This is a genomic window from Pleionea litopenaei, from assembly GCF_031198435.1.
Lineage (GTDB): Bacteria > Pseudomonadota > Gammaproteobacteria > Enterobacterales > Kangiellaceae > Pleionea > Pleionea litopenaei.
Genome location: NZ_CP133548.1, coordinates 1,811,477 through 1,826,536, shown reverse-complemented (window position 1 = coordinate 1,826,536; position 15,060 = coordinate 1,811,477). Strand labels below are relative to the sequence as shown.

The window sequence follows — 15,060 nt, the reverse complement described above, 5'->3', positions numbered from 1 at the left end:
TTTTTTGCAACCATCGGCTGTCGCTGAGGCGGCTTTGTCTGCTCTAAAAAATGTCCCTTTCAAATTATGATCACCTCCCTTTGCTTGTACCTCGAATGGTAATTCGGTGCCCATAAAACTTAATTTACCCTCTGGGCTTTTACCGGTTGTTCCGACTGAGACGCATCGGAGCGATCGCGACGTCTCCGAAGAACAGAGGTGGAGTCAGCGCTTTCGTTCGCTCGATGTGCAGCTATTGATCAAAAGAGATGATTGTATTCACCCAGTTATTTCCGGAAACAAGGCGCGAAAGCTGATTCATTTCATGGATCGCGCTGAACAAGTGCCGCCGCAAGGTGTCGTGACCATGGGCGGGAATCGTTCTAACTTTCTGCATGCCCTTGGTTATTTCTGTTTCGAGCAAGGAATTCCTTTAAAGGTCTACATACGCGGGCATCGACCCAAAGTACTTCATCGTACCTTGAGTGACTTAACACAATGGCAGGTGGACCTTGAGTTTATCGACAAGGAGCATTTCAGCAATCTTCGGGAGCGAGCTCCCGTTTTAGATGGTAAATATCGTGATTGGATTTGGCTACCCGAAGGGGGAAGCAATTTAGATGCGGTTCTAGGCATAGAGGCCGCTATTTTTGAGCTCGATTGGGAGCCTAACTATATCTTTGTTCCTGTGGGTACCGGAGCGACGGCTTTAGGCTTAGCGTTAGGTTGTGCGTCGCGAGGATGGTCGACTAAAGTCATTGGAATAGTAGCGTTGAAGGGCGCCCATCAATTAGACGAACAACTGCAACATTGGGCACAAAGGTTAAATAGACATCTTCCGGTTAATTTACACTTAGATCATCGCTTTTGTGGGCGAGGCTTTGGAAAAATTGACCAAAAATTAATCGACGATCAGCGGCAATTCGAAACACTACTCGGTTGCCCGCTTGAACCAGTCTACAGTGTCAAAGCCCTGCGAGGATTGCATTTTTGGCTGTGTGAAGAGTTGATTGCAAAAGGAAGTCGGATAATCTATTGGCATACCGGAGGATTGCAAGGAAATTCGACGCAGTTATTGGATTAATCGGTTGCGCTGGCATACACTTTTAGCATAACCGGAAACAACACAACAATTGAAGAAGTCTATTAAAAAGGTTTCCATGCGAGTCGCGATCACTGTTCATCAATTTTGTCTGCATACTTACGTCGTTCTGTTTGTATTATTGAGCGCTACAGCCGCTCACGCCTATGAGTTTAACTTTCAAAAAGAAATTATCGGTGTAGAAACAGGGTTGCCGCAATCGACGGTTCGAGGAATTACTCAAGACCGTCATGGACTCATGTATTTTGCAACCGATGACGGAGTATCACAATACAACGGTGTCACTCATCGACGCATTCATACAGGAACGGATCAAGACCGCAACCTTTTTAGCTTTTCAGATGTCTGCCACCTAAATGATTTCTTAATTGCGCCATCCTTCGATGGTGGCTTTCTTATTTACTCAGTGTTAACTGAAGACTCAACGGAACACTATTTAAGTGAACTGTTTAATGCCACCGCTGGCACACAGGTAGTTGATTGTGAAAGCGATGCAAAGACCGGGCTAGTTTGGTTGGTGACCGAGAAAGGTTTATTTTCAATTCGACCCAATTCCGTGACTGAGGTGGATGTCGTTGGAACCTACTGGTTGTCAAATGAAGGTTTCCCTAATCATCGAATCAACCGAGTTGTAAAGCATCGCAATATGCTTTACCTAGCTACGAATAAAGGGATGTTGCTGTACGATTTTGGGCAATTGGTCTCATTGCCGCTTGAAAATCTCGGAGAAGTGAATGTTAAAGACATTCTTTTTGAGTCAGATGAATTTTTATGGGTCTTACTTGAGCATGGTGTCGCTAAATATCAATTAGAAGATTTAACCTGGCGGTTAAAAGATATGCCGCTTTTGCATAAACTCAATCGAGAGCTTTTACCCGAGAAAAATAGCCGGGTTTATATAACGGATAAAGGGGACATTTGGGTTTCTACTGAGACCAAGGGGATGTTTGTTTTAAGCACGACAACTAATAAATTACTTCACTTACATCGCAACAGTAACGACTATCAAATACCCGACAACCATATCGTTTCTATTTTTCAGTCAAAAGATGGCGTGGTCTGGCTAGGTAGTTGGCTAAGTGGCGTTATTAAGCTTAAATTTCCAATGCCAGGGATCAATCGGATCACTGAATTTAAGCTCGCCGATAAGTCAGTTGAGGTACCTAGTATTCGAAGTATTTTTCAAGACGAAAAAGATAACTGGTGGATTGGCACTGACAGTGACGGAATTCTTGTTGCCGATAGTTTAGCCGGTACCTTTCAGCAATTTGATCGAGATGCCGACGTAAACTTACCGTCTGATAGCATCAGAACATTTTATCAATTATCAGACGGCAGAATGCTCGTCGGAACTGAAAATGGCTTGGGTTATTTCGATCCTTCAAGTGGGTATCAGGTATTAACAGATGCCACGACACCCGCTGTGGTTGATAGCTTAAAGGCCGATAGTAATATCAGCAATAAAGTCGCAATGTTAGCGAATAGAAGTCAAGTTCAATCAGACGTTGAAGGCGATCCCAATCAAACGGTTTCTCAATCTTTAGTCGTGGGTAGTCGTATTCGCAGTGTGCTTGAAGATAAGGCTAAACGTCTTTGGATAGGCACCTACGATAGAGGATTGTTCTATTATTCTTTCCATGAAAATCGATTCTATCATGTTCCATTACTGGGCAATGGTATTTACGATAAAGTGTCCTTGTTAACCAGCGACAATCCTAATCAACTATGGGTTGCAACGGATAATGCCGGAATGTTTGTTATCGACTTGAATCGAATGGTGATTACCGAACATTTTCATGCCGAAAAACGGGCCCGTCTTCGAGCGCCTGGAAACTCGGTATGGAGTCTTTTGAAAGATAATGATCGTGAATTGTGGTTAGGAACTTATGGCCAAGGGTTAGGGCGTCTAAATTTAACCACTAAAATATTTGATTACTTTGATGTGAGCAGTGGGTTACCCAACGATGTTATCTATTCCATTTTGCCAGATGAACAGAATCATTTATGGATGTCGACCAACCGCGGTATCGCTCGTTTTGATCGTGATACTTTCAACGTTGCTTCTTATTTTAAAGTGCATGGCTTACCACATGACGAGTTTAATTCTGGCGCATACTTTAGGTCAAAATTAGGTTCTTTGTTATTTGGTACGGTCAAAGGTATCGTTCATCTGTCGCCTAAAAAACTGAATGATAATCAACCAAGTTATGAAGCCTTAATTGACGATATCTTAGTCAACGGAATTAGTATTCACGATAAACAAGCCGATGCCGAAGTGAGAGGCTTTTACTTCAAGCCAACTCTGGTTGAAGTGGGGAATAATTTTCAAAAGCTGCAATTTTCTTTTGCGACGAATGAGTATCGAGAGCTGGCTCTAAATGAGTTTCGTTTTAGGCTGCTAGGGTTTGAAGATCAATGGCAGTATGTTGAAAGCAGTAATCGTAATATCAGTTACTCTAATTTAAGTCCCGGCGACTATCGTTTAGAACTGCAAGTTAAATCGACGAACGGCATTTGGAGTACTGTGGCAACAACCGTCGATATTCAGTTACTTCCTCCTTGGTATGCCTCTGGATGGGCTTATGTCGGATATGTGTTGCTTTTCATTAGTGTTTTATTGGGGAGCATAGAGTTATTTAATCGTTACCGTCGACGTAACAGTGAAATGCTTCAGCGTTTGCATTATATGGTTGAGCATCGCACCCAAGAGCTAAAATCTAAGAACGAACAACTCGAGCAACTTAACTCTGAATTGCAAAATGCTAATGAAAAGTTAGAAAAAGTCAGTATGACAGACGCCTTAACTGGCTTAGGCAATCGCCGAATGTTGTATCAATTCTTAGAGCGCGACATTGGCGATGTTAACCGAGCCTACATTAGCCTAGATTCAAACTTCGAAAATCTAAAAGAAGTTCAAAATCACGACTTACTTATTTTCTTAATCGATATAGATCACTTTAAAGATATCAATGATCAGTATGGCCATGCAGTTGGTGACAAACTTCTGATAGAAATAAGCCAAATTCTCACTAAGATAAGCCGCGAAGGGGACTTGGTTATTCGTTACGGCGGAGAAGAGTTTCTTTTATTGATGCGTGATACATCACGCAGCGAAGGAGATTATATCGCTCAAAGGTTGTTGGATTCGTTTCGAAGTCATAAGTTTCGAGTGAACCAAGATAGCAATATTATCATTACCTGTTCGGTTGGGTATGCGCCTTATCCATTTTCGAGCTTTTATCCATCGCAGTTGCTTCCTGAGCAAGTGATACAAATTGCTGACCTTTGCCTATACACGGCTAAATCGAGTGGTCGCGATTGCAGTGTTGGCTTAGTGGGGCATTATTCAGAAAAAGAAGTCACTATTTCAGAAGTGATGAATGAACCTGAGCTGTTAATTAAAAATGGTTTGCTTGATATTTATTCTTCACTCGACTTCGCTAAATTGAAATGGCAAAGTAAAGAGCAAGTCTGATCAATGATCAGACTTGGCCGGAACTAGCAAAGTATAATCGAGTTCAAGTACTTGAGAGTCGATTAACGATTTCGGCTCTTCAATAAATTGACTTATTTGTTCAGCAGTCACATTTTTTAAGCCGTAGGTTTTCACTCTCAGCCATCCAATGTCGTTGCGTTGCTCGATGTTCCCGAGATCAATAATCTGACTCACACTGTACAATGTGTCGCCTGCAAAACTAGGAGCGGTGTGGCTGCCTCCATTGATCGCTGCGAGCCATAATCCATTGGCTAAACCATTATGGGCTAACGCTCGACAAATCGACATAACATGACCGCCATAAACTAAGGGTTGTTTATGTCGCTCTTGCTGCATCGCAAATGCATCAAAGTGAACTTTGGCATTGTTTTGATACAGTCGGGTTGCCAGTGAGTGATCGGAGGGATTGATGGTCATTCCATCAACATGATTGATCCATTCGCCACTCTGGTAGTCATTTAATAGGTAAGGAGAAGAAGTCCATTGCGGATTAAAGTGACTGAAATCTAATCCTGAAGGGATATGTTCGCCAGTGATAGCCACAGTACGAGCTAAATCAGGAAGTGAGTCAACTCCGGTTGGAGAGCTAGGCACTTTTTTATGCACCATCACCCAGCGCTTCCAGCTTACTACGACTTTATCATGTTGATTCTTAGCCACCGAGTGAACATAAACAATGCCTGTTTTGCCATTGCTGTTTTCTTTTAAACCGATAACTGTCGACTCCACTGATAAGGTATCACCAACAAAACAGGGGGTTAAAAATTGACATTCAGCGTACCCAAGATTCGCGACGGCATTTAAAGAAATATCAGGAACGGTTTTTCCAAAAGCGATATGGAAAACTAAAAAGTTGTCGATGGGAGCCTGTTCAAACCCGCACTGTTGAGCAACCGTTTCAGCGCAGTAAATAGCGAATCGACTGCCCGTCAACGCGGTGTATAAACTGACATCACCAGCAGTGATCGTTCTTGGAGTAGGATGAATCAGACGATCGCCAAGCTCAAAGTCTTCAAAAAAATTCCCTTGGAAAGTTTTTTTCGACAAGTGGGCGTGCGGCAGAGACGGCTCACTCATAGTTATTTCTCCGGTCCACAAAGTTCGCTTTGTCCTATTTTATGGACAGTCTCATACACTGAGAGAACTCGCTCAGCCCATTCAGATAAAGACGGTTCGATTAATCGATCATCCAACACAGCCATTGAGCGATCGGCTTTATTCGCTTCTTCAATCGCAGCAAGAATTCGCTTCGCTTTATTGATTTCGTCACGCTTTGGAGTAAAGGCATCGTTGGTGTAATTTAATTGAATCGGATGAATCACCGTTTTTCCATCGAAGCCAAGGTCTCGAGCTTGGCGACAAGAATATTCACATGCCTCGATATCTTTTAAGTCAAAGTGAGGACCATCAATAACGCACTTCTTATAGGCTCTGGCAGCCAAAATAACGAGCGACAAACTGGTTAGTAGACCGCTGCGGTCGGGCGTAAGATTTAGTTTCAATTCATTGGAAAGATCCGTTGTGCCCAAGACAATCACGTCCAGTCGATCGTTGGCCGCAATCTCTTTCGCATTAAGCACTCCTAGTGGACTTTCAATGTTAGCCATGACCTTTAAATGTTTGCCGCCAAGTCGATCAAGGTGATAGATATTTTCTTCGAGTTGCTCAGCACTTTCGATACGTGGAAACATAACCGCATCAATATCCAACTGACATGCCGCAGCTAAATCGTCGAAACCCCATGGAGAATTTAAAGGATTAATTCGAACGACTTTTTCTGAATGGCCAAAGTCGACACCTTGAATCATCGTTTGAAGGTTCTCTCGAGCTTGTTCTTTTTGCTGAGGTGGAACCGACTCTTGTTGATCGAAAATGATAGAGTCAGCGTCTAAACCTTGTGATTTTTCAATATGACGATGAATGTGAGCGGGTACGTACAACATGGTACGACGCGGACGATAATTCGATGGCAATAATGGATGAGTGCTCATGAGGCCTGCTCCAAATTTAATTGTTTGACCAGTTCTTTACGTAAAACTTTTCCGTTTTTCGTTCGCGGAAAGTCTGGCATAAAGTGGACAAGTTTGGGTGCTTTGTATTGTGCGAGATGTTCTGCTCCGAAAGCGATTAAATCATCCGCAGAAACGGTTTCACCCGAATGTAAGATGACGCATATTGAGACGAGCGTTTTATCTTTAGCAATGGTTTCTCCTAAAGCAACACAGTCTGCGACAGCTGGGTGTGTTTTGACAACACGCTCAACTTCGTGAGGTGAAACTCGATAACCAAAGGTGTTAATGATATCGTCTTTGCGTCCAATAAACCAAATGTAGCCTTGCTCATCCATGCGAGCGTAATCGCCGGTTAAGAAGTAGCCTTGTTGTCTTGCTTTGGCAGTTTCTTCAGGAAGTTTCCAATATTGAAGAAAGAGACCAGGATCACTCAATGGAATACAAATCATACCTTCTTCACCAGGTTCAACCGGCTGAAAATTTTCATCCAGTAGCTGCACATCATGACCGGGTTGTGGGAATCCAGCAGCGCCTGGTTTGATTGGATTACTTTTGTTTTGAGAAATGTAGTACGAGAGTTCCGACATGCCGATCGCTTCATACACATCTTGACCAAAGCGCTCTCGCCAAGAAAGCAGCATTTCATCAGACAAATGTTCACCTGCGCTCATGCAATGACGTAGTGAAGGCACGTCAGTTTTAGCTAAGTTCGTTTTTTGAATGATTTGTCGGAAAATGGTCGGTACACCAATGAAGATGGTGCATTGATGTTTTTTTATCAATTTTGGCCATGTTGTCGCATCATTCGGACCTTCGTAAACTACGACCGTTTTACCTTGGAACAATGGATCCATTAAGGCGGAACCGAGCACGTAGGTCCAGTTGAATTTTCCAGAGTGCAATATGCGATCATCTCCAGAAAAATCGAACCAATGTTGCGACGCAGGCAGTCGACCAATCATCGCTCTGTGTGCGTGCAACACACCTTTTGGATAACCGGTGGTACCCGAGGTATAAACCAGATAAGCCGGATCTTCAGCGGCGGTTTCTCTCGCGACAAATTCAGTTCTTTGACATTTCAATTCTAAATCTAGGTCAATGAGTTGGATGCCTGCAATTGAAGGTTGATCATGAATAGGGCCTTCGCCGGTTAGGAAAACTTGTTTGAGGCCAGCACAGTCAGCAAGTGCTTCAGATAGTTCTGGCCACATAGATTTGTGAGTAACAAGTGCTCTTGCCCCAGAATCATTAGCAAGGTAAGCCACTTCATCGGCGGCAAGCAGCGTTGAAGTCGGAACCGCCACAGCGCCATATTTCAGAGTGCCGAAAAATGCGGTGGGGTATTCTAAAGAGTTCGGAAGACGAATTAAAATTCGCTCACCAAGACTAAACTTCAAGTTAGCTAAAAGGTTCGCAAAAGCTGATGTTTGCTCATACAAACCTTGATACGTAAGAGAATGAGTACCGCGAGCGGCGTCTTCTAAAATGAAGGCCGTTTTATCGCCGAGACCCGCTTTAACTTGTTGGTCAACACAGGCCACGCCAATATTGAATCCTTGCGGGATCTGCCATTCAGGCTGATCGCCCTGAGTCGACAAGTATTGATTGAGTAACATGATTGCCCCCTCTAGATTTTTCCGTACGGCCAGTTTTCACGTATCACATGAACTGGCAGACGTTTCAGCACGTCCATTGCAAAGGCTTTATGTTCACTGCTGAGCGATTTTAAAGCGTAGGCACGTAACAGCGTTTGCAAGGCCTTACCAAACATCGGCGGATCGAGCATTTCGCCTTCAAAACGAATGGCTCCACCGAGTAGGGCGTCTGCATCAATGGCCGCTTGCAATACGCTGACATTGCGCTCTATTTGCAATGGGCTGGGGGTAAACGCCACTTTACATAAGTGAATATGGTAAGGGTGAATGACTTGTTTTCCGGTCAAGCCCATTTGAGCTTCTTCCACCGCATGACGATGCACCACGTGTGAGTTGTGGTCGCCATGCAAGTCTAGCCAACGTCGCACATCGTGCGGCTCAATATAAGTTTCTGGCATGGGTGTATCGTTGATAAGAACTTCGACACCACCAATAACGCCTTTTCCAGCAATTCGAGCTTCGAGTAATAAGTTACGTAAATAAGTACGCAGTTCATCAATCCAGCCTTCAGGGGTCAAGTGGATGGCCATGGCTTTTGAGAAGTCATGAATTCCGAAAACCACATGAGTTACTGACGAGTACTGCATAAGGTCGGGAGCGAGCTTCAACGATCGTGGATGTTCGATGATGGGTTGAATTTCGATTTTGTCATTCACACCAACCAGCCAAGCTGACAAGTCTCGAATCTCCGCCGCGCCGTACACTTCACCGGCTTTGGCGAGAATGATGACATCGATATGCTCTTTCACCGTTTTAATTAATTCGAGATCTTTTTCGTACTCAGGTGTTCTAAAAGGATTGATACGAAGGGCGATCTGGAAGTTTCTTTCGGGAAATTTCGGTAGTTCTTGCTTTAGTAACTCTCGACTCATTTCTTTTTGCCGACAGCCGTCTTCTAAATCGAATAGCAAAGTGTGTGCAGGGCAGTGGTGGGCATGTCTTCGCATACGCTCTGCTGCCTGTTCCATGGTTTCATACTCGCCCTGAGCGGGGTTGTATTTTACCGGGGGATAATAAAGCTGTATTCCTGGCCAAAATCCACCCAGCACCAGCTGCTCATCGACATTGTCGAGAAAAGCGTACTCATAGTTCATGATCCGGTCCTATCGTATCTACTGTGTTATTAAGGGACAGTTGAATAGACTTTATGCCTTATTTCAACGGTCAATACTATTATTATGGTTATATATTGCAGTGCAATAATACTAAAGCATAGTTAAACACGCATTTCAATCACTTGTTTGAATTTTTTATTGCTTCTAAAAACCGACTTTAGTATGGTTGTAATTGGTTTATTGCGGTGCAAAAATTAGACGAAGAAGCGATTAACCACGGCATTGTAAAATAAGATAGTCACTAAGATAGGACCATTTTGCTATGCAAAACATAAAGTTACAGGAGGATGGCCATGAGCCAGAAAGTGCACCCGAATGAGGCGTTATTTGAGGGCGAAAAACCCTTTCCGGTGATCCCTAGCTGCGAGCATTTCGCTGGTAGTGAGAAACTGATTCTTAAAGCGCTAGAAATGCAAGACAAGATAGGACCGGTTTTCGACATCACCTGCGACTGCGAAGATGGTGCAGCGTCAGGCAAAGAAGTCGAGCATGCCGAGATGGTTGCCAGAGTACTGAGTTCTGATGCCAACAAGCACAATATGGCAGGTGTGCGTATTCATGATTATTCGCACCCCGATTGGCGTCAAGACGTTGATATTTTGGTCCCAAAAATTGGTGAACGTGTAGCTTACATCACCTTGCCTAAATCGACCGAAGCCGCGCAAATCGCTGAAATGGTTCATTACATTCAAACCAAAGCGCAAGAATGTGGTATTACGCGTGAAATTCCAATTCATGTGTTGATCGAAACTCATGGCGCGCTCCATGATGTCTGGAAAATAGCCAAGTTACCTTGGATCCAAGTGTTAGATTTTGGCATGATGGATTTTGTATCAGGCCATCACGGCGCGATTCCTGCCTCGGCAATGCGTTCACCAGGTCAGTTTGATCACCCAATGTTAGCGCGAGCGAAAACGGAAATGGTTGCTGCAGCTCTCGCCAACGGCGTTGTACCTGCGCACAATGTTACGCTCGACTTAAAAAACCCCTATCAAACATTCAAAGACGCCGAACGTGCTCGAAGCGAATTTGGATTCTTGCGTATGTGGAGTATTTACCCAACACAAATCAGTGCGATTATCGATGCCATGAAACCCGATTATTCGGAAATTGAAGATGCCATTGGTATTTTATCGGCAGCGCAAGACGCGGAATGGGGACCAATTCAGTACAAAGGTGAGTTACACGATCGTGCAACGTATCGATACTACTGGGAGCTGTTACAGAGAGCTCATGTTTCAGGCGAAAGTTTATCGGATGAAGTGACCGCGCGATTTTTTTAAACGAGTGTAAGAATCAAGCGAGTTTAACTGAGATACCCTAAGTGACGACTGGTTAGGTCAAGTTGATTGTAACGATTATTGCACCAGAGTCGTTGAGAAAGGTGTTTCAATAGTTTTGAAAAAAAGCGAACCAAACGGTTCGCTTTTTTAATGGATGAGCGATTTTATTGCCGTTTAATGGCTCTTAAAACGCATGATCCCTTCTTGTGCGGAGCTTGCGACTAAGCGGCCCGATTGATCGTATATTTTGCCAGTGACGAAACCTCGTTGATGCGAGGCCGATGGACTCTCAATGACATACAATAGCCAGTCATCAAAGCGAAAGTCACGATGAAACCACATGGTGTGATCAATGGTTGCCATCTGCAGATCCGGTGTCAGAAAAGAGACACCATGTGGTAATGCTGCCGTTGGTAAGAAACTAAAATCAGAAGCATAGGCCAAAACATATTTATGAATGCGTAGATCGTCCGGTAGCTGGCCATTGGTCTTCATCCAAATGTGTCGTTGTGGTTGCGCTTTCTCGGGTCTAAGTGGATTAAAAAATTCAACAGGACGCATTTCGATCGGTTTGTCGCAAGTAAACTTTGCTCTAAGTGCTTCAGGAATGTATTCGCTGTATTTTCGCGCGATTTCTAACTCTGATGGCAAATCATCGGGCAAGGTAACGTTAGGCATGGAAGATTGGTGATCGAAGCCATCTTGCTCTACATGAAACGAAGCGGTCATATAAAAAATAGTTTTGCCATTTTGAATGGCTTTAACACGTCGCGTCGAAATACTGCGACCATCGCGTATGGATTCGACGTCATACACAACTGGCTTACTAGAATCACCTGGTAGTAAAAAGTAACTGTGAAATGAGTGTGAAACACGATCGGTATCAATGGTTTGTTTCGCGGCAGAGAGTGCTTGTCCGATTACTTGACCTCCAAACAACTGAGCAAAGCCAAGATCTTGGCTTTGTCCTCTGAATAAATTGCTTTCGATTCTCTCTAGACTTAACAAATCGACCAGTTCTGCTAATACGGCACTCATGTTTCTGTTCTCTCAATCAGATTGCTGCTAAATTCATGTGACCTAAGTATAGGTCACAATGTCTTGAATACAGCGGAAATACGCAATGTTCAGTTTACCACTTTCAATCGAAGTGAACAGTATAACCAATTGAATTGACCTACTGTCTGCAAAATCAGACAATGCTAGTAAATTCTTTGAAATAAGGAGTCCTGATGAGCCTTCGAAATTTAAATAGTTGGAAATTATTAATGAGCAGTGCTGGCGTACTCTTACTTTCGAGTTGTGCCAATATGACCAATCTTGAGAAAAGCTTATCAACCTTGGCTGAAGAAGCCGAACAGGGCGATATGAACTCCGCTCATGCGTTATGTTATCGCTACAGTAATGGCGTCGATGCGCCAAGCGACGATGAGCAAGCTGCAAAGTGGTGTACGTTAGCCGCTGCGACCCAAAACCCGAAATCAATGACGTTATTGGCCGATCTCTATTATGAAGGGCGAGGCGTCGAGCAGGACTATAAAAAGGCGGCACGCTTGTATTACTTCGCTGCACAAAACGGTATTGAGAAAGCCATGTTTATGCTTTATCAGCACTACCACAATGGATATGGTGTGGCCCGGGATGAGACCGAGGCGAAATATTATTTGAATAGAGCCGCTGATCGCAAATATTTGCCAGCCATTAAACTTAAACAAGAATTATTACTGCAGTAATCTTATGAATCGAATTATTTTAATAGTTTTCGTCGGCGCCTTCAGTGTCTTGAATTCCGTAGAAGCGGCATTTGATATTAATCGGTGGTTTCAAGAACCTCAGTCGACACCCGTTACCATGTCACGCAGTGGCGACAAAGTTGTTTGGGTAGTTGAAGATCAAAGCATTCAACTGATTGTTCAGAACTTATCTGATCAAGAAACGCCCAGTATACAGATTAAACTATCTGATCAACAACGACTGGTAGCTGTCGCACTGTATGAAGAGGAGCATTTAATTTATGCCGTGGCCGAAGGAGAAAGTTTTCGGTTGATTCATTTTAACTTGAAAACTGAACAGCGAAAATTGTTAGTTCGTGGTAAAGGAAAGTTTCGCTTAGTTAGCAATCATCAACAAACCTTTCCAATTCTCTATCAAGTTGATCATCAAGCTTTTGCGTTTTCTATGAGTGATGGCCTAGTGTCTGAGACCTTTGAGTTACCTAAAAACTCGACAATCACGCACGTATCACGAGGCCAGCCTTGTGCCGCGATTTCAAATGCGGGCGTTTTGTATCAATTTCGAGAGAAAAACTGGTATCAAGTTGATGGTATTGAGCCGATTAGAAAGATTGAGGTTGATCAGTATTGTGACACCATTTGGGTGATGTCTGAAGGAAATGCTGATCGTGTCGGCATTTGGCAGGTGCGCTTCGATGAAAAATCAAAAAGCTACGCGACCGATTTGTTTTGGTCAGATAATGCTTACGATCTTCATGATTTTGTTTTGTCTGCTGATAAAAACAAGGTGGCGATGGCGTTTTATGATGGTTTATACCCAGAAACCAAGACTTTCGATCGAACCCTTTCTAGCGTTGCCTCGTTAATTCGTAAGTTAGATAGACATATGGCATGGCGAGCTATTGCAAGTAACGAGGGCGGCAGTAAGTGGCTGATAGAAGCGCAGTCACCGACCCAAGCGCCAAGTATATATTTGATTGATATCAAAGCACGCAAGGCAACCTTGCTACGACAAAGGTTGCGTAATCAAAAGCTGGCTGATCAAGAAGTGCCTGAACAAAAATTGGCGGACCAAAAACGGTCTGACGCAAAAAAAACTTGGCAGCCGGTTGAAGCAGTGAGTTTGAAGTTAAGTGGCAACCTGTTTCTGACAAGCTACATAACAACGCCGGCTAACCTTTCCACACAAACACCTGTGATTCTCAAACTGCATGGTGGTCCTTTTGAAATTCGTGATCGTTGGCGTTTTGATCCCGAAGCTCAATGGCTAGCACAACAAGGTTATTTGGTTGCGACATTGAACTACCGAGGATCAGCCGGCTTTGGTGAGGCATTTCAACGTTCAGCTTATGGCCAACTTAGAAGTACCATTGAAGATGATGTTGATCAGTTGTTTGACTTTCTTGAAGATCAATACGCGATCTCTCGAAACAACAGTTGCTTTTTGGGCGCCAGTTTTGGTGGCTTTGCCGCTTTGTCTGAACTGTTAGAAAATCCGGCTGACTATAAGTGCGGTATTTTAATGGCGCCGGCGATTGATCTCGCTGGCATCTATGAAAAATTGCAATCGCCATACGATCAAGAAAAGTTTAAATCTAATTTTGGCGATCCTGATAACCCTGAGTGGCGCCGTAAACATAACTTAAATTTAGAAATTGCGGAATTAAAGCGACCGCTCTTAGTTATCTACAGCAGCAGTGATGAATTGATACCCGTGCAACAGGTCGATGCATTGATTAACCAATTGGATAAATTTAAACAATCCTATGAAACCGTAAAGTTTGAAGGAGTTGATCATCAAATGTCTGGTGTTGATGTTCGTGAAAAAATTTATCGAGAAATCGGTCGATTTTTAGAGCGTAGCTTTACCACGCAGCGGTAATTCGAAAGATTTTGATTGTCCACTCAATGGGCAGGTAAAGGCAAGATGAAATGCTGTGAGCTGAAGATCCTGCTCAGCGTCTGGTCGAGTTCCATATAGACGGTCGCCGATGATTGGGAAGCCCAAACCTGCTAAGTGTTTGCGAATTTGATGCTTACGCCCGGTATCGATAGTCACCTCAAGCAAGCTTTCATTGGCTGAAATATCAATGGGCTTAACGTGACTGACTGCCGGCTTTCCATCAATGGGAGATTCGATAGTTACTTTCTCTGAATGGGGCCAAAGACCAGTGACCGTTGCATAATATTTTTTAGTGATATGACGTTCGGCAAACAGCGCAGATAACTTAGCGGCTGCTTGTTTCGTATGGGCCACGAGTATTAATCCTGTTGCTGCACGATCGAGACGATGCACAACAAAGGCGTTGCGTTGCGGTTGTAAATGCTTCTCTGCCCATCGAGTAATGGTGCAGTGGTCGCCCCATTTAGAGCCTTGACTCAACATGCCGCTAGGCTTTAACCACACAGAGTAATCTTTTTCGTCATGAATGAGAGTAGGCTCGGGTATTGGGGAGCCCAACACCTTTGGATTGTAGTACAAATGGATTTCACTGCTCACAGCAATCACTTTTTTTGCGCGACGAACCCGCTGAGTTCTCTTACCCAAGGTTTGCCAAACGCATCCTTTAAGTAACGCATCCTTGATTTTTTGCTTTGACAGAGGCGTGTTCTCAGCCAGCAAATCGAGCAGAGTGCTGCCCGATTGATCGACGGTAAAATGCTGTTCAATAATTTCCATAGTGC

11 protein-coding genes are annotated in these 15,060 nt (G+C 43.7%); 5 read left to right on the top strand and 6 right to left on the bottom strand.

The window, feature by feature from the left end; all coding sequences use genetic code 11:
• Positions 1-106 precede the first annotated feature (106 nt).
• On the top strand, positions 107-1,063 hold the full coding sequence (locus Q9312_RS08230; RefSeq protein WP_309204111.1) for a 1-aminocyclopropane-1-carboxylate deaminase/D-cysteine desulfhydrase: 957 nt from the start codon (positions 107-109) through the stop codon (positions 1,061-1,063).
• 49 nt (positions 1,064-1,112) lie between these two features.
• Positions 1,113-4,556 carry a diguanylate cyclase gene (locus tag Q9312_RS08225; RefSeq protein ID WP_309204110.1) on the top strand — a complete coding sequence of 1,148 codons (3,444 nt, stop codon included), beginning with the start codon at positions 1,113-1,115 and terminating at the stop codon, positions 4,554-4,556.
• Here Q9312_RS08225 and Q9312_RS08220 read toward each other — a convergent pair whose 3' ends face one another.
• Genes Q9312_RS08220 through Q9312_RS08205 form a run of 4 tightly spaced genes read right to left on the bottom strand, consistent with a single transcriptional unit; the run spans position 4,557 to position 9,338 of the window.
• Entirely contained in the window at positions 4,557-5,654 is a 1,098-nt protein-coding gene (locus Q9312_RS08220) for a MaoC family dehydratase (protein WP_309204109.1), read from the bottom strand. It lies immediately after the preceding gene.
• 2 nt (positions 5,655-5,656) lie between these two features.
• Positions 5,657-6,568 (bottom strand): HpcH/HpaI aldolase/citrate lyase family protein, encoded by a 912-nt coding sequence (locus Q9312_RS08215; RefSeq protein ID WP_309204108.1) that lies wholly within the window; start codon positions 6,566-6,568, stop codon positions 5,657-5,659.
• Positions 6,565-8,205 (bottom strand): acetate--CoA ligase, encoded by a 1,641-nt coding sequence (locus Q9312_RS08210; protein ID WP_309204107.1) that lies wholly within the window; start codon positions 8,203-8,205, stop codon positions 6,565-6,567. Before Q9312_RS08210 ends, Q9312_RS08215 begins: the two co-directional genes overlap by 4 nt.
• A gap of 11 nt (positions 8,206-8,216) precedes the next feature.
• Complete coding sequence (locus Q9312_RS08205) at positions 8,217-9,338, bottom strand: HpcH/HpaI aldolase/citrate lyase family protein (RefSeq protein WP_309204106.1); 1,122 nt, start codon at positions 9,336-9,338, stop codon at positions 8,217-8,219.
• Between the two features lie 314 nt (positions 9,339-9,652).
• On the opposite strand from Q9312_RS08205, the gene Q9312_RS08200 reads away from it, so the two are divergent.
• On the top strand, positions 9,653-10,642 hold the full coding sequence (locus Q9312_RS08200; RefSeq protein ID WP_309204105.1) for an HpcH/HpaI aldolase/citrate lyase family protein: 990 nt from the start codon (positions 9,653-9,655) through the stop codon (positions 10,640-10,642).
• A gap of 174 nt (positions 10,643-10,816) precedes the next feature.
• Here the strand turns inward: Q9312_RS08200 and tesB are convergent, their stop codons facing one another.
• Positions 10,817-11,680, bottom strand: a complete 864-nt coding sequence (tesB, locus tag Q9312_RS08195; protein WP_309204104.1) for an acyl-CoA thioesterase II — start codon at positions 11,678-11,680, stop codon at positions 10,817-10,819.
• A gap of 194 nt (positions 11,681-11,874) precedes the next feature.
• On the opposite strand from tesB, the gene Q9312_RS08190 reads away from it, so the two are divergent.
• Positions 11,875-12,375, top strand: a complete 501-nt coding sequence (locus Q9312_RS08190) for a tetratricopeptide repeat protein (protein WP_309204103.1) — start codon at positions 11,875-11,877, stop codon at positions 12,373-12,375.
• Positions 12,376-12,379: 4 nt separating this feature from the next.
• Positions 12,380-14,257, top strand: coding sequence for an alpha/beta hydrolase family protein (locus Q9312_RS08185; RefSeq protein ID WP_309204102.1), 1,878 nt, complete (start codon positions 12,380-12,382; stop codon positions 14,255-14,257).
• On the opposite strand, the gene Q9312_RS08180 is transcribed toward Q9312_RS08185, so the two are convergent.
• Positions 14,228-15,055 (bottom strand): RluA family pseudouridine synthase, encoded by an 828-nt coding sequence (locus Q9312_RS08180; RefSeq protein WP_309204101.1) that lies wholly within the window; start codon positions 15,053-15,055, stop codon positions 14,228-14,230. The two genes, Q9312_RS08185 and Q9312_RS08180, sit on opposite strands and share 30 nt — an antisense overlap.
• Between the last annotated feature and the right edge of the window lie 5 nt (positions 15,056-15,060).